Annotated in this window: 16 protein-coding genes; 14 read left to right on the top strand and 2 right to left on the bottom strand. The window is 72.2% G+C overall.

What is annotated here, in order from left to right:
- Positions 1–159: 159 nt before the first annotated feature.
- Both ACIPM1_RS13660 and ACIPM1_RS13655 read right to left on the bottom strand, forming a co-directional pair.
- Positions 160–1,815: a hypothetical protein gene (locus ACIPM1_RS13660; RefSeq protein WP_402433301.1), complete on the bottom strand. Its 1,656-nt coding sequence runs from the start codon at positions 1,813–1,815 to the stop codon at positions 160–162.
- Positions 1,816–2,363: 548 nt separating this feature from the next.
- A complete protein-coding gene (locus ACIPM1_RS13655) occupies positions 2,364–4,562 on the bottom strand; it encodes an elongation factor G-like protein EF-G2 (RefSeq protein ID WP_402433298.1) in 2,199 nt (732 codons plus the stop codon).
- Between the two features lie 281 nt (positions 4,563–4,843).
- Between ACIPM1_RS13655 and pgsA the strand changes: the two genes are divergently transcribed.
- From pgsA to ACIPM1_RS13585, 14 genes are all read left to right on the top strand, one after another.
- Complete coding sequence (pgsA, locus tag ACIPM1_RS13650) at positions 4,844–5,629, top strand: phosphatidylinositol phosphate synthase (RefSeq protein WP_402433295.1); 786 nt, start codon at positions 4,844–4,846, stop codon at positions 5,627–5,629.
- On the top strand, positions 5,626–6,555 hold the full coding sequence (locus tag ACIPM1_RS13645; RefSeq protein ID WP_402433292.1) for a phosphatidylinositol mannoside acyltransferase: 930 nt from the start codon (positions 5,626–5,628) through the stop codon (positions 6,553–6,555). Before pgsA ends, ACIPM1_RS13645 begins: the two co-directional genes overlap by 4 nt.
- Entirely contained in the window at positions 6,552–7,715 is a 1,164-nt protein-coding gene (locus ACIPM1_RS13640) for a glycosyltransferase family 4 protein (protein ID WP_356185300.1), read from the top strand. The genes ACIPM1_RS13645 and ACIPM1_RS13640 overlap by 4 nt, the downstream gene beginning before the upstream one ends.
- Positions 7,716–7,764: 49 nt before the next feature.
- Positions 7,765–8,307, top strand: coding sequence for a hypothetical protein (locus tag ACIPM1_RS13635; RefSeq protein ID WP_356185297.1), 543 nt, complete (start codon positions 7,765–7,767; stop codon positions 8,305–8,307).
- A 148-nt stretch (positions 8,308–8,455) separates the two neighbouring features.
- Positions 8,456–9,370, top strand: a complete 915-nt coding sequence (gene pdxS / locus ACIPM1_RS13630; protein ID WP_356185294.1) for a pyridoxal 5'-phosphate synthase lyase subunit PdxS — start codon at positions 8,456–8,458, stop codon at positions 9,368–9,370.
- A 31-nt stretch (positions 9,371–9,401) separates the two neighbouring features.
- Positions 9,402–10,007, top strand: coding sequence for a pyridoxal 5'-phosphate synthase glutaminase subunit PdxT (gene pdxT / locus ACIPM1_RS13625; RefSeq protein ID WP_356185292.1), 606 nt, complete (start codon positions 9,402–9,404; stop codon positions 10,005–10,007).
- A gap of 48 nt (positions 10,008–10,055) precedes the next feature.
- On the top strand, positions 10,056–10,808 hold the full coding sequence (locus ACIPM1_RS13620) for a YebC/PmpR family DNA-binding transcriptional regulator (protein ID WP_356185289.1): 753 nt from the start codon (positions 10,056–10,058) through the stop codon (positions 10,806–10,808).
- A gap of 127 nt (positions 10,809–10,935) precedes the next feature.
- Positions 10,936–11,466: a crossover junction endodeoxyribonuclease RuvC gene (gene ruvC / locus ACIPM1_RS13615; protein ID WP_356185286.1), complete on the top strand. Its 531-nt coding sequence runs from the start codon at positions 10,936–10,938 to the stop codon at positions 11,464–11,466.
- Complete coding sequence (gene ruvA, locus ACIPM1_RS13610) at positions 11,463–12,068, top strand: Holliday junction branch migration protein RuvA (RefSeq protein WP_402433286.1); 606 nt, start codon at positions 11,463–11,465, stop codon at positions 12,066–12,068. The genes ruvC and ruvA overlap by 4 nt, the downstream gene beginning before the upstream one ends.
- Before the next feature lie 32 nt (positions 12,069–12,100).
- Positions 12,101–13,171: a Holliday junction branch migration DNA helicase RuvB gene (gene ruvB, locus ACIPM1_RS13605; RefSeq protein ID WP_402433282.1), complete on the top strand. Its 1,071-nt coding sequence runs from the start codon at positions 12,101–12,103 to the stop codon at positions 13,169–13,171.
- Between the two features lie 166 nt (positions 13,172–13,337).
- Complete coding sequence (gene yajC / locus ACIPM1_RS13600; protein WP_402433279.1) at positions 13,338–13,841, top strand: preprotein translocase subunit YajC; 504 nt, start codon at positions 13,338–13,340, stop codon at positions 13,839–13,841.
- Between the two features lie 131 nt (positions 13,842–13,972).
- Entirely contained in the window at positions 13,973–15,748 is a 1,776-nt protein-coding gene (gene secD / locus ACIPM1_RS13595; protein ID WP_402433275.1) for a protein translocase subunit SecD, read from the top strand.
- 1 nt (position 15,749) lies between these two features.
- Complete coding sequence (gene secF / locus ACIPM1_RS13590; RefSeq protein WP_402433272.1) at positions 15,750–16,865, top strand: protein translocase subunit SecF; 1,116 nt, start codon at positions 15,750–15,752, stop codon at positions 16,863–16,865.
- Positions 16,862–17,401, top strand: coding sequence for an adenine phosphoribosyltransferase (locus ACIPM1_RS13585; protein ID WP_402433269.1), 540 nt, complete (start codon positions 16,862–16,864; stop codon positions 17,399–17,401). Before secF ends, ACIPM1_RS13585 begins: the two co-directional genes overlap by 4 nt.
- The last annotated feature ends 99 nt before the right edge of the window (positions 17,402–17,500 follow it).

Genomic DNA, 17,500 nt, shown 5'->3' with positions numbered 1-17,500 from the left:
CCTGCTCCGGCGCCCGCCGCCCCCCTCATCGCCGCGGCCCGGGGCCTCTCTGCAGCGCCCGTGGCTGCCGCGGCCGCGGCCGCCGAGGCTCCCCCCCCCCCCCCCGGACCCCCCGCTTCGGAGGATGCCCGGTCCGACGCCCTCCGGGCCGCCGGAGGCTCACGCGTCGTAGAGGTCGGCCTTCTTCGGCGCCACTTCCTGCACCGCCCCGCTGAGCACCGCCGACCGCGAGCCGAACTTCTCCACGTCCACGCCGTTCTCGCGCAGGGTCTTCAAGGCCGCCGCGTGCACCACCCGGAGGACGGGGGTCGCGGCGCGCAGCGCGTCGTCGGCCATGAAGCGGTGCCGCCAAGGCTGGTCCGCCCAGGCGTGCCGCAGACCGAACGGCTCCGGCAGGGTCAGGCTCCCGCCGAGCCAGTTCAGCAGCGGCGGATACGAGGTCAGCGGGGCGCGCGCGGCGAGCCGTACCACCTCGTCGGCGTCGACCAGGGGCATCTTGACCTTCCGGGTCTCCCAGAACCGGAGCGCCTTCTGCACCTCCTTCTCCTTCGCCGCGGGCTTGCCGTTGAACAGCGGATGGACCGGCCCGAGGGCGTGGCCGGTGACCTCGATGCGCAGGGTGTCGTGCAGCACCGTCACCGTGATCAGCATGGTGATCACCAGATGGCCGTCCCAGAGCGTCCACTGGACACCGAGGTAGTGCCGGTCGCCGCCGCCGAACTGCTGCTTGTTGCAGATCTCCTGTATGGCGTGCGTCTTGATCGTGTACGCGTCCACGTCCGTGCCGCTCGGCCGGGACACCTCCTTGGCGTTCTCTCCGATGGGCGTGACGATCCAGTGCGTGATCGACGGCTTGGGGAAGCCGCCGGTGTTGATGGGGGTGCGCTCCAGCATCCCCAGCCCGCCCTGGATCGCGGTGATGACGTCCCAGCTGCGGAACGGGTGGAAGTCCTTGCCGGGTTCGGCGGAGACCAGGTCCTCGGCCAGCTGCCAGCTGCCCCAGCGCGTGCCCATGCCGAGTATGCCCTTGGGGCCGGCGTAGAAGACCGAGTTGGACCGCTGCTCGGCGCTGAGCCGCGCGAGCTCCTTGCGCACCTGCTCGGCCGCGTCGCCCGGATTGCCCGGCACCGCCTCGGGGATCTTGGCGCCCGGACCGCCGCCGGACAGCAGGCTCTCCCAGCGCTCCCGCAGGTCAAGCGCCGAACGCTCGCAGATCCGCTTGGCCCAGAACCAGCCGACGACCGGAAGGACGACCGTCGCGCGGGCGTACCAGGCCCAGAACCCGGTGAAGGGCATCTTGACCAGGAAGAGGACGGCCAGCGCGCCCATGGCGACCAGCAGCGTCGTGCCGAGGGCCCCGGAGCGTTTGTCCTCGCGCCGGCTGACGGTGGTGCGGAGCATGAAGACCAGCAGCCACACGAGGAAGCCCGGCAGGAAGAGCACCCCGCAGAGCACCGTCACCGCGGTCAGCCAGTTGTCGCGCTCCCGGCGGATGCGGTGCGCCGCCAGGCAGTGCTCCACGACGACCTGCGGCTCCACGCCGAAGGACTGGATGAGCGGCGCCCGTCCGGCACCCAGCGTGCGGTCGATGACGGCGCGGGAGAAGGCCTCACCGAGCTTGGGCCGGAAGATCCTCGCCCAGGGGCGGGGCGGTTTGACCGTCGACTTGTGCCACTCGTTGTCGGCCTCGAGGATCTTGGCCACCTCGTCGTCCCGGTAGGCCGCCGAGGCCAGCGCGTTGGTCGCCGCCGTCTGCCCCGCCGAGCCCGACAGGGGCACCTGGGCCCCGGGACTGAAATCGAATGCGTCCGTCACTGCCGCCCCCCTCGCTGCCGCCTCTGCACCTGCGGCCTTCCCGACTTCCCCGCCGCGCACACCTGTTGATCAAGTCATCAGCGTATCCGCAGGCACGGGCGCACGGGGGCGGACGGCCGAAGCCGCCCGCCCGCTCGGCGGGAAGCCTTCCGTGGCACCCCGGTTGTGCGCCGGGCGTGCCGACTCACCAGCCCCGCACGCCGGTTCATCGGACCCGACCCGCAAGTCCCGCGCGCCGGCTCGGCGTACCCGGCTCGCGATTCCAGAACGCCGGTTCGGCGGACCCCACCCGCGACTCCCGCGCGCCGGTTTCGGCGTACTCGACTCGCATGTCCCGCGCGCCGGTTCGGTGCCCCCGACTCCCAAGCTCCGCACGCCCGTTCGCCAGGCCTCTGGCGGGAGGCATCACGCGAGCGTTCGCCGGACCCCGCCGGCGGGCACCACGCGCGGGCGTACCCGGCCGGCAGGCGTACGGCGCCCGACGTCCGGCGCGCGCCCGCGCGGCTTCCCGGACCCCGCCGGGACGGACCCGGCCGGGACGGACCCGGCTAGGACGCCTCCCGCTCCTGTTGCCGAAGCCGCTCGGCGACCTGCGGCGGCATCGGCTCGTGCCGTACGTACCGGCGGTCGAACCGGGCCGTGCCGTGCGACAGGGACCGCAGGTCGACCGCGTACCGGCCGATCTCGATCTCGGGCACCTCGGCGCGCACCAGGGTGCGGCCGCCCGCCGTCTGCTCGGTGCCCAGCACCCGGCCGCGCCGCCCGGACAGATCGCTCATCACGGCGCCCACGTAGTCGTCGCCGACGAGCACGCTCACCTCGGCGACCGGCTCCAGCAGGTGGATCTTCGCGTCGGCCGCGGCCTCCCGCAGCGCGAGCGCGCCCGCCGTCTGGAACGCGGCGTCGGAGGAGTCCACCGAGTGCGCCTTGCCGTCGAGCAGCGTGACCCGCACGTCGATCAGCGGATGACCGGCGGCGACGCCCTTGGCGGCCTGGGCCCGTACGCCCTTCTCCACCGACGGGATGAACTGCCGCGGCACGGCCCCGCCGACGACCTTGTCGACGAACTCGATGCCCGAGCCGCCGGGCAGCGGTTCCACCTCGATCTCGCAGATGGCGTACTGCCCGTGCCCGCCGGACTGCTTGACGTGCCGCCCGCGCCCCGCCGACCTCCCGGCGAACGTCTCCCGCAGGGACACCCGGTGCGGGACCACGTCCACCTGGACGCCGTACCGGCTGCGCAGCCGCTCCAGGGCGACGTCCGCGTGCGCCTCGCCCAGGCACCACAGCACCACCTGGTGGGTGTCCTGGTTCTGCTCGAGACGCATCGTCGGGTCCTCGGCGGCCAGCCGGGACAGCCCCTGGGACAGCTTGTCCTCGTCCGCCTTGCTGTGCGCCTGGATGGCGAGCGGCAGCAGCGGGTCGGGCATCTCCCACGGCTCCATGAGCAGCGGATCGTCCTTGGCGGAGAGGGTGTCCCCGGTCTCGGCGCGGTTCAGCTTCGCCACGCACACGAGATCGCCCGCGACGGCGTGCGTCACCGGGCGCTGCTGCTTGCCGAAGGGGGTGGACAGGGCCCCGACGCGCTCGTCGACGTCGTGGTCCTCGTGCCCGCGGTCGGCCAGCCCGTGCCCGGAGACGTGCACCGTCTCGTCGGGGCGCAGCCTGCCGGAGAAGACCCGCACCAGCGAGACGCGGCCGACGTAGGGGTCGGACGCGGTCTTCACCACCTCCGCGACCAGCGGGCCGTCCGGATCGCTCGGCTTCAGCTCGCGCGGCGCGCCGTCCACGGTGGTGACCCGGGGGGCCTCGCGCTCCAGCGGGGTCGGGAAGCCGCCGGTGACCAGTTCCAGCAGCTCGACGGTGCCGAGACCCTGCCGGGCGCCCTCGGCCGCCGGGGCGGCGGCCAGGACGGGGAAGAAGGCCCCGCGGGCGACGGCCCGCTCCAGGTCCTGGATCAGCGTCTTGACGTCGATGCGCTCACCGCCGAGGTAGCGGTCCATGAGCGTCTCGTCCTCGCTCTCGGCGATGATGCCCTCGATGAGGCGGTTGCGGGCCTCCTCGATCCGCGGCAGTTCGTCCTCGCCGGGCTCGGACTCCTTGCGCTCCCCGGTGGAGTAGTCGTACAGCTTCTGCGACAGCAGCCCGGTCAGGCCGGTCACCGGAGCGTGCCCGTCCGGCCCCTGCGGGCCGCGCAGCGGCAGGTAGAGCGGCAGTACGGCGTCGGGGTCGTCCGCGCCGAACGCCTCGGCGCACACCCGCGTCATCTCCTCGAAGTCCGCGCGGGCGGCCTCCAGGTGCGTGACGACGATGGCCCGGGGCATGCCGACGGCCGCGCACTCCTCCCACACCATGCGCGTGGAACCGTCCACGCCGTCCGAGGCCGAGACGACGAAGAGGGCCGCGTCCGCCGCCCGCAGACCGGCCCTGAGCTCCCCGACGAAATCGGCGTAGCCGGGGGTGTCCAGAAGGTTGATCTTGATGCCGTCCCATTCGACGGGCACCAGGGACAGCTGCACGGAGCGCTGCTGCCGGTGCTCGATGTCGTCGTGGTCGGAGACGGTGCCGCCGTCCTCCACGCGGCCCGCCCGGTTGACGGCTCCCGCGGTGAGCGCGAGAGCCTCCACCAGAGTCGTCTTGCCCGAACCGGAGTGGCCGACCAGCACCACATTCCGTACGGACGCGGGGTGGTCGGCCGCCACTGCCCTGCCGGCGGCTCCGGGGTGTGTATGCGCCTTGTCGCCCATGATCCTGCCTCCCGTGCACGGTGAGGTCACTGTGGGCGCGGACACGCGGACCGCGTGCTCTGGCGGCTCCGGCGACGCCCGCGGTCCTTCGAGCTTTCCACTCCCGTCACGCTGCGTCCATACGAGCGACCCGATCCCGCCGTACACCGCGCTCCCGCGTCTTGTGCCGGGTCCGCCGGCGGGGGGCCGGGTGCCAGGCGGTCGCGTACGCGCGCGCGTGGCTACGATGGGCCAGCCGGTGGCCAGCAGGGGCGCCCGGCGACCCGACCCTTGGGCAGGCCATGCTGAACAAGTACGCGCGTGCTTTCTTCACGCGTGTCCTCACACCGTTCGCCGCGTTTCTCATCCGCCGGGGCGTGAGCCCCGACACGGTCACGCTCATCGGCACGGCCGGTGTGGTCGTGGGCGCGCTGGTCTTCTACCCCCGGGGCGAGTTCTTCTGGGGCACGGTCGTGATCACGCTGTTCGTGTTCTCCGACCTCGTCGACGGCAACATGGCCCGCCAGCTCGGCCGCTCCAGCCGCTGGGGCGCCTTCCTCGACTCCACCCTCGACCGGGTCGCCGACGGCGCCGTCTTCGGCGGCTTCGCCCTGTGGTACGCGGGCAACGGGGCCGACAACGTCCTGTGCGCCGTCTCGATCTTCTGCCTGGCCAGCGGCCAGGTGGTGTCGTACACCAAGGCCCGCGGCGAGTCGATCGGCCTGCCGGTCGCGGTCAACGGGCTGGTCGAGCGCGCCGAGCGGCTGGTGATCTCGCTGGTCGCGGCCGGGTTCGCGGGCCTGCACAAGTTCGGGGTGCCCGGTATCCAGTACCTGCTGCCGATCGCCCTGTGGATCGTCGCCGTGGGCAGCCTGGTCACGCTGATCCAGCGCGTCGTCACCGTCCGCCGGGAGTCCGCGGAGGCGGAGGCCGAGGCAGGTGCGGGCGAGTCGGCCCTGGACGAGCCGGGGAACGCCTCGCGGGGGAGTGATGCGGCCAAGGACCGACCGCAGAACGCCTCCCAGGGCGGCGAGACGGCCCCGGAACGGCCGGAGAACGCCTCCCGGGGCAGCGAGGCGGCGAAGTGAGCGCACGTGAGCGGCTGACCGACACCCTGTACGGCCTCGGCTGGAGCACCGTGAAGACGCTGCCCGAGCCGGTCGCCGTGCGGCTCGGCCGCGGCATCGCCGACCTCGCCTGGAAGCAGCGCGGCAAGGGCGTACGGCGGCTGGAGGGCAACTACGCGCGCGTGGTGCCCGACGCGTCCCCCGAGCGCCTGGCCGAGCTGTCCCGCGCGGGCATGCGCTCGTACCTGCGCTACTGGATGGAGTCCTTCCGGCTCCCGGCCTGGAGCGCGCGGCGGATAGCGGACGGCTTCGACGCCGAGGACCTGCACCACCTGACCGACGGCCTCGCCGCCCGCCGGGGCGTCGTCATCGCCCTGCCCCACCTGGCCAACTGGGACCTGGCCGGCGCCTGGGTCACCACCAAGCTGGGCGTGCCCTTCACGACCGTCGCCGAGCGCCTGAAGCCGGAGACGCTGTACGACCGCTTCGTCGCCTACCGCGAGGGCCTGGGCATGGAGGTCCTCCCGCACAACGGCGGCTCCGCCTTCGGTACGCTGGCCCGCCGGCTGCGCGACGGCGGCCTGGTCTGCCTGGTCGCCGACCGTGACCTGTCGGCCTCCGGAGTCGAGGTGAAGTTCTTCGGCGAGACGGCCCGGATGCCCGCGGGGCCGGCCCTGCTCGCCCAGCAGACCGGCGCCCTGCTGCTGCCCGTCACGCTGTGGTACGACGACTCGCCCGTCATGCGGGGCCGGGTGCACCCCCCGGTGGAGGTGCCCGGGACAGGCACCCGGGCCGAGAAGACGTCCGTCATGACACAGGCGCTGGCGGACGCCTTCGCCACCGGCATCGCCGACCACCCGGAGGACTGGCACATGCTGCAGCGGCTCTGGCTCGCCGACCTCGATCCCGCGAGGGATCCTGAAAACCCCGCGAAGGGAACCCCGTGAGGATCGGCATCGTCTGCCCCTACTCCTGGGACGTGCCGGGCGGCGTCCAGTTCCACATCCGCGATCTGGCCGAGTACTTCATCGGCCTCGGGCACCAGGTGTCCGTCCTCGCGCCCGCCGACGACGACACGCCCCTGCCGCCGTACGTCGTCTCGGCCGGCCGCGCGGTCCCGGTGCCGTACAACGGCTCGGTGGCCCGGCTGAACTTCGGCTTCCTGTCGGCGGCCCGGGTGCGCCGCTGGCTGCACGACGGCGCGTTCGACGTCATCCACATCCACGAGCCGACCTCGCCCTCCCTCGGGCTGCTGACCTGCTGGGCGGCCCAGGGCCCGATCGTCGCCACCTTCCACACGTCCAACCCGCGCTCCCGGGCGATGATCGCCGCCTACTCGATCCTGCAGGCCGCACTGGAGAAGATCAGCGCGCGGATCGCGGTGAGCGAGTACGCCCGGCGGACCCTCGTCGAGCACCTCGGCGGCGACGCGGTGGTGATCCCGAACGGCGTCGACGTCGACTTCTTCGCCGAGGCGGAGCCGAAGGCCGAGTGGCAGGGCGACACGATCGGCTTCATCGGCCGCATCGACGAGCCCCGCAAGGGTCTGCCGGTGCTGATGCGGGCCCTGCCGAAGATCCTCGCCGCCCGCCCGCGGACCAGGCTGCTGGTCGCCGGGCGCGGGGACGAGGAGGAGGCCGTGCGGACGCTGCCCGCCGAGTTGCGCCCGCGCGTGGAGTTCCTCGGCATGGTCAGCGACGAGGACAAGGCGCGCTTCCTGCGCAGCGTGGACCTCTACGTGGCTCCCAACACCGGCGGCGAGAGCTTCGGCATCATCCTCGTCGAGGCCATGTCCGCCGGCGCCCCCGTCCTCGCCTCCGACCTGGACGCCTTCGCCCAGGTCCTGGACCAGGGCAAGGCCGGCGAGCTGTTCGCCAACGAGGACGCGGACGCGCTCGCCGACGCGGCCGTACGGCTGCTGGCCGACCCGGACCGGCTGCGCGAGCTGCGCGAACGTGGGAGCACCCACGTGCGCCGCTTCGACTGGTCGACGGTCGGCGCGGACATCCTGTCCGTGTACGAGACGGTGACGGCCGGAGCCGCCGCGGTGGCCGCCGACGAGCGGGCCCCGGGCCTGCGGGCGCGCCTGGGGCTGGCCCGCGACTGAGCGGAACCGAGGGCGAGGGCCGTGGATCATCCCGGTAGCCTTGCCGCCCGTGACCGCAACCCTCATCTGGATCCTCGTCGCGCTCGTCGCCGTCGGCCTGTACCTGAGCTGGACGGCGGGGCGGCTGGACCGGCTGCACGCCCGCATCGACGCCGCCCGTGCCGCGCTCGACGCCCAGCTGCTGCGCCGCGCGTCGGTGGCCCAGGAACTGGCCACCTCCGGCGTGCTCGACCCGGCCGCCTCCATCGTGCTGTACGAGGCCGCGCACGCCGCCCGCCAGGCGGAGGAGGACCAGCGGGAGGTCGCCGAGAGCGAACTGACCCAGGCACTGCGGGCCGTCTTCGCGGAGGCCCAGCAGGTGGAGGCGGTCCGCGCGGCACCCGGCGGCGAGGCGGCGGCCCGCGAGCTGACCGAGGCGGTGCGCCGGGTGCCGATGGCCCGCCGCTTCCACAACGACGCCGTCGGCGCGGCCCGCAGGCTGCGCGAGCACCGCAAGGTGCGCTGGTTCCGGCTGGCCGGTCACGCGCCGTTCCCCCTGGCCTTCGAAATGGACGACGAGCCGCCGGCCGCCCTGGTGGACCGGGCGGCGTAGGGCCTGCCCGCGGCACGGTCCACCAGGGCGGCCCGGGCGTTTCACGAGAAAAAGGATCCACGGGGTTGCCATTGGCCCTTGTCGTGGCCTGGTCCACTCACGTTTCCTCGGTGCAGCACAACACCGTCTTCACCGAGTGAGGTCACCCGTGTCCACCACGATTCCCGACTCCGCCCAGACCCCCGAGACCGGCACCGCGCGCGTGAAGCGCGGCATGGCCGAGCAGCTCAAGGGCGGCGTGATCATGGACGTCGTCACGCCGGAGCAGGCGAAGATCGCCGAGGACGCGGGCGCCGTCGCCGTCATGGCCCTGGAGCGGGTCCCGGCCGACATCCGCAAGGACGGCGGCGTGGCGCGCATGTCCGACCCGGACATGATCGAGGGCATCATCGACGCCGTCTCGATCCCGGTCATGGCCAAGTCCCGCATCGGCCACTTCGTCGAGGCCCAGGTGCTCCAGTCCCTCGGCGTCGACTACATCGACGAGTCCGAGGTCCTCACCCCGGCCGACGAGGTCAACCACTCCGACAAGTGGGCCTTCACCACCCCCTTCGTCTGCGGCGCCACCAACCTCGGCGAGGCCCTGCGCCGCATCGCCGAGGGCGCCGCGATGATCCGCTCCAAGGGCGAGGCCGGCACCGGCAACGTCGTCGAGGCCGTCCGCCACCTGCGCCAGATCAAGAACGAGATCGCCAAGCTGCGCGGCTTCGACAACCACGAGCTCTTCGCCGCCGCCAAGGAGCTGCGCGCCCCGTACGAGCTGGTCAAGGAGGTCGCCGAGCTCGGCAAGCTCCCCGTGGTGCTGTTCTCCGCCGGTGGCGTGGCCACCCCGGCCGACGCCGCCCTGATGCGCCAGCTCGGCGCCGAGGGCGTCTTCGTGGGCTCCGGCATCTTCAAGTCCGGCGACCCGGCCAAGCGCGCCGCCGCCATCGTGAAGGCCACCACCTTCTACGACGACCCGAAGATCATCGCCGACGCCTCCCGCAACCTCGGCGAGGCCATGGTCGGCATCAACTGCGACACCCTCCCCGAGACCGAGCGCTACGCCAACCGCGGTTGGTGACGAGCCCGGCGAAGGACCTGGTCACTTCCTCATGAACACTCCTGTCATCGGCGTCCTGGCCCTCCAGGGCGACGTCCGGGAGCACCTCATCGCCCTGGCCGCGGCGGACGCCGTGGCCAGGCCGGTGCGGCGCCCCGAAGAACTCGCCGAGGTCGACGCCCTCGTCCTCCCCGGAGGCGAGTCCACCACCATCTCCAAGCTGGCCGTCCTCTTCGGAGTGATGGACCCCCTCCGCGCGCGCGTGCGGGACGGCATGCCCGTCTACGGCACCTGCGCGGGCATGATCATGCTCGCCGACAAGATCCTCGACCCGCGCTCGGGCCAGGAGACCATCGGCGGCATCGACATGATCGTGCGCCGCAACGCCTTCGGACGGCAGAACGAGTCCTTCGAGGCGGCGGTCGACGTCCGCGGCGTCGAGGGCGATCCTGTGGAGGGCGTCTTCATCCGCGCCCCCTGGGTCGAGTCCGTCGGCGCCGGGGCCGAGGTGCTCGCCGAGCACGACGGCCACATCGTCGCCGTCCGCCAGGGCAACGCGCTGGCCACGTCGTTCCACCCGGAACTGACCGGCGACCACCGGGTGCACGCCCTGTTCGTCGACATGGTGCGGGCGAACCGGACACCCGAGTCCTTGTAGGATCTCTGCGTTCGTTGCAGAGATGGGTTACGCGAAGGAGACAGGCAGATGTCCGGCCACTCTAAATGGGCCACGACGAAGCACAAGAAGGCCGTCATCGATGCCAAGCGCGGCAAGCTCTTCGCGAAGCTGATCAAGAACATCGAGGTCGCGGCGCGGATGGGCGGCGTCGACCTCGAGGGGAACCCGACGCTCTACGACGCCGTCCAGAAGGCCAAGAAGCAGTCGGTCCCGAACAAGAACATCGACTCCGCGATCAAGCGCGGCGGCGGTCTCGAGGCCGGCGGCGCCGACTACGAGACGATCATGTACGAGGGCTACGGCCCGAACGGTGTCGCGGTGCTCATCGAGTGCCTCACCGACAACCGCAACCGCGCCGCCTCCGACGTCCGCGTCGCCATGACCCGCAACGGCGGCTCGATGGCCGACCCCGGCTCGGTGTCGTACCTGTTCAACCGCAAGGGTGTCGTCATCGTCCCCAAGGGCGAGCTGACCGAGGACGACGTCCTCGGCGCCGTCCTGGACGCCGGCGCCGAGGAGGTCAACGACCTCGGCGAGTCCTTCGAGGTGCTCAGCGAGGCCACCGACCTGGTCGCCGTCCGCACCGCCCTCCAGGAGTCCGGGATCGACTACGACTCCGCCGAGGCCAACTTCGTCCCGACCATGCAGGTCGAGCTGGACGAGGAGGGCGCCAAGAAGATCTTCAAGCTGATCGACGCGCTCGAGGACAGCGACGACGTGCAGAACGTCTTCGCCAACTTCGACGTCAGCGACGAGATCATGGAGAAGGTCGAGGCGTAACGCCGCCGCGGGCACGGCGTTTCCGGCGGGCCGGGGGGACACGTCCCACCGGCCCGCCGCCGTTGTCGGTGGCAGCGGCTAGCCTTGCGGCAGTCGAAGATCGCCGTCGCGAGGAGGGGAGGGACGCGTGCGCGTACTGGGGGTGGACCCCGGACTCACGCGGTGCGGTGTCGGCGTCGTCGAGGGGGTCCCCGGACGGCCGCTCACGATGCTCGGCGTCGGCGTCGTCCGCACGCCCGCGGACGCCGAACTGGGCGACCGTCTCGTCGCCGTCGAGCAGGGCATCGAGGCGTGGCTGGACGAGCACCGGCCCGAATTCGTCGCCGTGGAGCGCGTGTTCAGCCAGCACAACGTCCGCACGGTGATGGGCACCGCCCAGGCCAGCGCCGTCGCCATGCTCTGCGCCGCCCGCCGCGGCATCCCCGTCGCCCTGCACACCCCCAGCGAGGTCAAGGCCGCCGTCACCGGCAGCGGCCGCGCCGACAAGGCCCAGGTCGGCGCCATGGTCACCCGGCTGCTCCGGCTCGACGCGCCCCCGAAGCCCGCCGACGCCGCCGACGCCCTCGCGCTCGCCATCTGCCACATCTGGCGGGCCCCCGCCCAGAACCGTCTGCAGCAGGCCGTCGCCCTGCACGCATCGAAAGGCCGTACGGCATGATCGCCTTCGTCAGCGGCCCGGTCGCCGCCCTCGCCCCGGACTCCGCCGTGGTCGAGGTGGGCGGGATCGGCATCGCCGTCCAGTGCACGCCCGACACGCTCTCCGGACTGCGCCGGGGCCAGCAGGCCAGGCTCGCCACCTCCCTGGTCGTCCGGGAGGACTCGCTGACCCTGTACGGCTTCGCGGACGACGACGAGCGCCAGGTCTTCGAACTGCTCCAGACGGCCAGCGGCGTCGGCCCGAGACTGGCCCAGGCGATGCTCGCCGTGCACCGCCCGGACGCGCTGCGCCGCGCGGTGGCCACCGGCGACGAGAAGGCGCTCACCGCCGTCCCCGGCATCGGCAAGAAGGGCGCCCAGAAGCTGCTCCTGGAGCTGAAGGACCGCCTCGGCGAGCCGCTCGGCGCCCCGGCGGTCGGCGCTCCGGTCACCCAGGGCTGGCGCGACCAGCTGCACGCCGCCCTGATCGGCCTCGGCTACGCGACCCGCGAGGCCGACGAGGCGGTGGCCGCGGTGGCCCCGCAGGCCGAGGCGGCCGAGGGCACCCCCCAGGTCGGCCAACTGCTGAAGGCGGCCCTGCAGACCCTGAACCGCGCCCGCTGACCCACCTGCGCCACCCCAGCTAGGAGATCTCAGTGAACTGGGACGACACGACCGGCACCCCCGCCTCCGAGCGGCTGGTGGGCTCCGTCGCCGACCGTGAGGACCAGGCCGTCGAAGCCGCCCTGCGCCCCAAGGACCTGGACGAGTTCATCGGCCAGGAGAAGGTGCGCGAGCAGCTCGACCTCGTGCTGCGCGCCGCCCGCGCCCGCGGCGCCACCGCCGACCACGTGCTCCTCTCCGGCGCCCCCGGCCTCGGCAAGACCACCCTCTCCATGATCATCGCGGCCGAGATGGGCGCCCCCATCCGCATCACCAGCGGTCCCGCCATCCAGCACGCCGGCGACCTCGCCGCCATCCTGTCCTCCCTCCAGGAGGGCGAGGTCCTCTTCCTCGACGAGATCCACCGGATGTCCCGGCCCGCCGAGGAGATGCTGTACATGGCGATGGAGGACTTCCGGGTCGACGTCGTCGTCGGCAAGGGCCCCGGCGCCACCGCCATCCCGCTGGAGCTGCCGCCGTTCACCCTGGTCGGCGCCACCACCCGCGCGGGCCTGCTGCCGCCCCCGCTGCGCGACCGCTTCGGCTTCACCGCGCACATGGAGTTCTACGAGCCCGCCGAGCTGGAGCGCGTCATCCACCGCTCGGCGAACCTCCTCGAGGTCGAGATAGACGCCCCCGGCGCCGCGGAGATCGCCGGCCGCTCCCGCGGCACGCCCCGTATCGCCAACCGCCTGCTGCGCCGGGTGCGCGACTACGCGCAGGTCAAGGCCGACGGCCTGGTCACCCGGGAGATCGCCGCGGCCGCCCTGGCGGTGTACGAGGTCGACACCCGCGGCCTCGACCGGCTCGACCGGGCCGTCCTCCAGGCGCTGCTGAAGCTGTTCGGAGGGGGGCCCGTCGGCCTGTCCACGCTCGCCGTCGCGGTGGGGGAGGAGCGTGAGACCGTGGAGGAGGTCGCCGAACCCTTCCTCGTCCGGGAGGGCCTGCTCGCCCGCACCCCGCGCGGACGGATCGCCACCCCCGCCGCATGGGCCCACCTCGGTCTGACCCCGCCCGGCGCGCCGGCTGCGGGAAACGGACAACAGGACCTCTTCGGGGCGTGACGGCGAGCGCATTCGCCGGAGGAGGAACCCAGGTGCCATGCTGAGCGTTGTTCCTTGCACGCGGACTCGCTTAGACTCCGCCGATGCCGCCGTTGTCGGCAGCACACATACACCCCCATCCATCAGGCCGCTCACCATCGCGGTCGTGTGAAGGAAGTTCCGACCCGTGAGTCTCGTGACCCTCCTCCCGTTCATCGTGCTCATCGGGGCCATGTTCCTGATGACCCGGTCGGCCAAGAAGAAGCAGCAGCAGGCCGCCGACATGCGGAACCAGATGCAGCCCGGCAGTGGCGTCCGCACCATCGGAGGCATGTACGCCACGGTCAAGGAGGTCAGCGACGAGACGGTCCTCCTCGACGCCGGCCCGGGTGTGGAGCTGCTCTTCGCCAAGAACTCGATCGGCGCCGTCCTGTCCGACGACGAGTACAACCGCATCGTCCACGGCATCGAGCACGACCTGAAGTCCGACGCCGACCTCGTCCCCGACGACGCCTCCTCCCTCACCGCGACCGACGAGCCCGCCGCCGGCGCCTCCGCCGCCTCCGACGACAAGCCCCTCGACCTCGGCAAGAAGGACGCGGCCGAGACGCCGGCCGTCGAGAAGCCGGCCGCCGAGGCGAAGGCGGACGAAGAGCCGAAGAAGACCGACGGCGACTCCGACGCGAAGTAGTCACCTCCCAGGGCGCGCGGCACCGGCCGCGCGCCCTGGGACGTGCTCTAGTCGCGCGGGATCCCGACACACTGTCATGGCCGCCACCGAGCCCACCCGGCCCGGGGCGGCCCGAGAGGGAGTACGAGAAGGTGGCAGCACCTAAGAAGGGCCGGAGCGCGGGCGCCCAGAGCAGGCCGTGGCGCTCGCTGGCCCTCATCCTGATCGCCATCGTGGCGCTCACCGGAGGCATGTTCGCCTCAGGGCACACCACTCCGCGTCTCGGCATCGACCTGGCCGGCGGTACGAGCATCACGCTGGAGGCGGTCAACGAGCCGGGCCAGCCGAACGCGATCAACAAGACCAACATGGCCACCGCGGTCGACATCATGAACCGCCGTGTCAACGGTCTGGGTGTCTCCGAGGCAGAGGTCCAGACCCAGGGCGATCGCAACATCATCGTCAACATCCCCCGGGGCACCAACTCCAAGGAGGCCCGGGACCAGGTCGGCACCACCGCGAAGCTCTACTTCCGTCCGGTCCTCCAGCGCGAGGCCTCCACGACCGGCGCCTCCCCGAGCCCCGGCACCAGCCCGAGCGGCAGCCCCTCTCCGAGCGCGTCGAGCGGCGCCAAGGGCAAGGCGACCCCCGGCTCCGCCAGCCCCACCGCGTCCGCGACCTCGCAGGGCCGCGCCGTGACCGACGGGCTGAAGGCGGACGCCACCCCGTCCGCGACCGGCGCGGCCTCCGCCAAGCCCTCCGGCTCCGCGAAGCCCTCCACCCCCGCCTCGCCCACCCCGAGCGGCGGCGCGGGCGACGCGACCGGCAAGCTCGCCGCCGCGTACACCGCCCTCGACTGCGCCAAGCCCGACCAGCGGGCCAACGCCGGCAAGGGCGCCCGGCCCGGCGAGCCCACCCTCGCCTGCGGCAAGGACGGCAAGACCTGGAGCAAGTTCCTGCTCGGCCCGGTCGCCGTCGACGGCACCGAGGTCAAGAAGGCCCAGGCGGTCTTCGACACGCAGGGCGGCGCCGGCTGGCAGGTCCAGATGACCTTCAACGACAGCGGCACCAAGAAGTTCGCGGACATCACCGGCCAGCTCTCCCAGAAGCAGACCCCGCAGAACGAGTTCGCGATCGTCCTCGACGACGAGGTCGTCTCGCACCCGTACGTGCAGACGTCCATCACCGGCGGAAGCGCCGAGATCTCCGGCAGCTTCACGCAGGAGGACGCGCAGAGCCTGTCCAACATGCTGTCCTACGGTGCGCTCCCGCTCACCTTCAAGGAGGCGAGCGTCACCACGGTGACCGCCGCGCTCGGCGGCGAGCAGCTGCACGCCGGCCTGATCGCGGGCGCGATCGGCCTGGCCCTGGTCGTCATCTACCTGCTGCTCTTCTACCGCGGCCTGTCGGTCATCGCCGTTCCGTCGCTGCTGGTCTCCGCGATGCTCACCTACGTGATCATGGCCCTGCTCGGCCCGACCATCGGCTTCGCGCTCAACCTGCCGGCCGTCTGCGGCGCCATCGTCGCCATCGGCATCACGGCGGACTCGTTCATCGTCTTCTTCGAGCGGATCCGGGACGAGATCCGGGAGGGCCGCTCCCTGCGCCCCGCCGTCGAGCGGGCCTGGCCGCGTGCCCGGCGCACCATCCTGGTCTCCGACTTCGTGTCGTTCCTCGCCGCCGCGGTGCTGTTCATCGTCACCGTCGGCAAGGTCCAGGGCTTCGCGTTCACGCTCGGCCTGACCACCCTCCTCGACGTGGTCGTCGTCTTCCTCTTCACCAAGCCGCTGATGACGATCCTCGCCCGCAGGAAGTTCTACGCGAACGGCCACAAGTGGTCCGGCCTCGACCCGAAGGCCCTGGGTGCCAAGCCCCCGCTGCGCCGCACCCGCCGCCCCGCCCGTCCTGTCGACCCGAAGGAGGCGTGAGATGTCGAAGCTCGGCAACCTCGGCGCCCGACTCCACCGTGGCGAGGTCGGCTACGACTTCGTCGGCAACCGCAAGATCTGGTACGGCGTCTCCATCCTGATCACCATCACGGCCGTACTCGGCCTGGCGGTGCGCGGCCTGAACATGGGCATCGAGTTCCAGGGCGGAGCGGTCTTCACCACCCCGAAGACGAGCGCGTCGGTGGCTCAGGGGGAGAGCTTCGCCCAGGACGCCTCCGGCCACACCGCCGTGGTGCAGAAGCTCGGCAACGGCGGTCTGCGCATCCAGATCGCGGGCATCGACACCGGCAAGTCCGACCAGATCAAGGAGGAGCTGGCCAAGGACCTGAGCCTGCCCTCCGAGAAGATCAACGCCGACCTGGTCGGCCCCAGCTGGGGCGAGCAGATCGCCAACAAGGCCTGGGAGGGTCTGGCGATCTTCATGGTCCTGGTCGTGATCTACCTCGCGATCGCCTTCGAGTGGCGCATGGCCGTGGCCGCGCTCGTCGCCCTGGTCCACGACATCACCATCACCACCGGCATCTACGCCCTCGTCGGCTTCGAGGTCACGCCGGGCACGGTCATCGGTCTGCTGACCATCCTCGGTTACTCGCTCTACGACACGGTCGTCGTCTTCGACAGCCTCAAGGAGCAGACGAAGGACATCACCAAGCAGACCCGCTGGACCTACAGCGACATCGCCAACCGCTCCATCAACAGCACCCTGATGCGGTCGATCAACACGACCGTCGTCGCGCTGCTGCCGGTGGCGGGCCTGCTCTTCATCGGCGGCGGCGTGCTCGGCGCCGGCATGCTCAACGACATCTCGCTGTCGCTGTTCGTCGGCCTCGCGGCCGGTGCGTACTCGTCGATCTTCATCGCCACGCCGCTCGTCGCCGACCTCAAGGAGCGCGAGCCGCAGATGAAGGCGCTGCGCAAGCGCGTCCTCGCCAAGCGGGCGCAGAGCCCGGCGCCGGACGAGGCCCTGGCCGCCGAACCGGCCGGGGCGTACGGCGACGACTCCGAGGACGTCGCCGCCGCTGCCGTGGTGGGCCCGCGCGACCAGCCCGCCTCCCGCGGCCGCGGCCGTGGCCGCCCCTCCGGGAAGCGCCGATGACCGACATAGAGGAGCTGCTGCTCAGCCGTATCCGGGACGTGGCCGACTATCCGGAGCCGGGCGTGATGTTCAAGGACATCACCCCGCTCCTGGCGGACCCGCCGGCCTTCACCGCGCTCACCGACGCGCTGGCGGAGATCGCCGTGCACACCGGCGCGACGAAGGTCGTCGGCCTGGAGGCCCGGGGCTTCATCCTGGGCGCCCCGGTCGCCGTCCGCGCGGGCCTCGGCTTCATCCCCGTGCGCAAGGCGGGCAAGCTCCCCGGCGCCACCCTCCGCCAGGCGTACGACCTGGAGTACGGCTCCGCCGAGATCGAGGTGCACGCGGAGGACCTCCGCGGGGGCGACCGCGTTCTGGTGGTCGACGACGTCCTCGCCACCGGGGGCACCGCCGAGGCCTCGCTCCAGCTCATCCGCAGGGCGGGCGCCGAGGTCTCGGGCGTGGCGGTCCTGATGGAGCTCGCCTTCCTGGCCGGCCGCGCCCGGCTGGAGCCCGCGCTCGCCGGGGCTCCGCTGAAGGCGCTGATCACCGTCTGACGGCAGGCACCGAGCACCGTCCGAGGGCATGGGCCCACGGACCCGACGGGCGCCCCGGGATTTCTCCCGGGGCGCCCGTTCCCGTGTCCCCGCCCGTGC

Origin of the sequence: Streptomyces sp. NPDC086766 (assembly GCF_044746005.1) — a bacterium.
Lineage (GTDB): Bacteria > Actinomycetota > Actinomycetes > Streptomycetales > Streptomycetaceae > Streptomyces.
The sequence above is the reverse complement of the archived record's forward strand: the minus strand, read 5'-3'. Positions and strand labels throughout refer to the sequence as shown.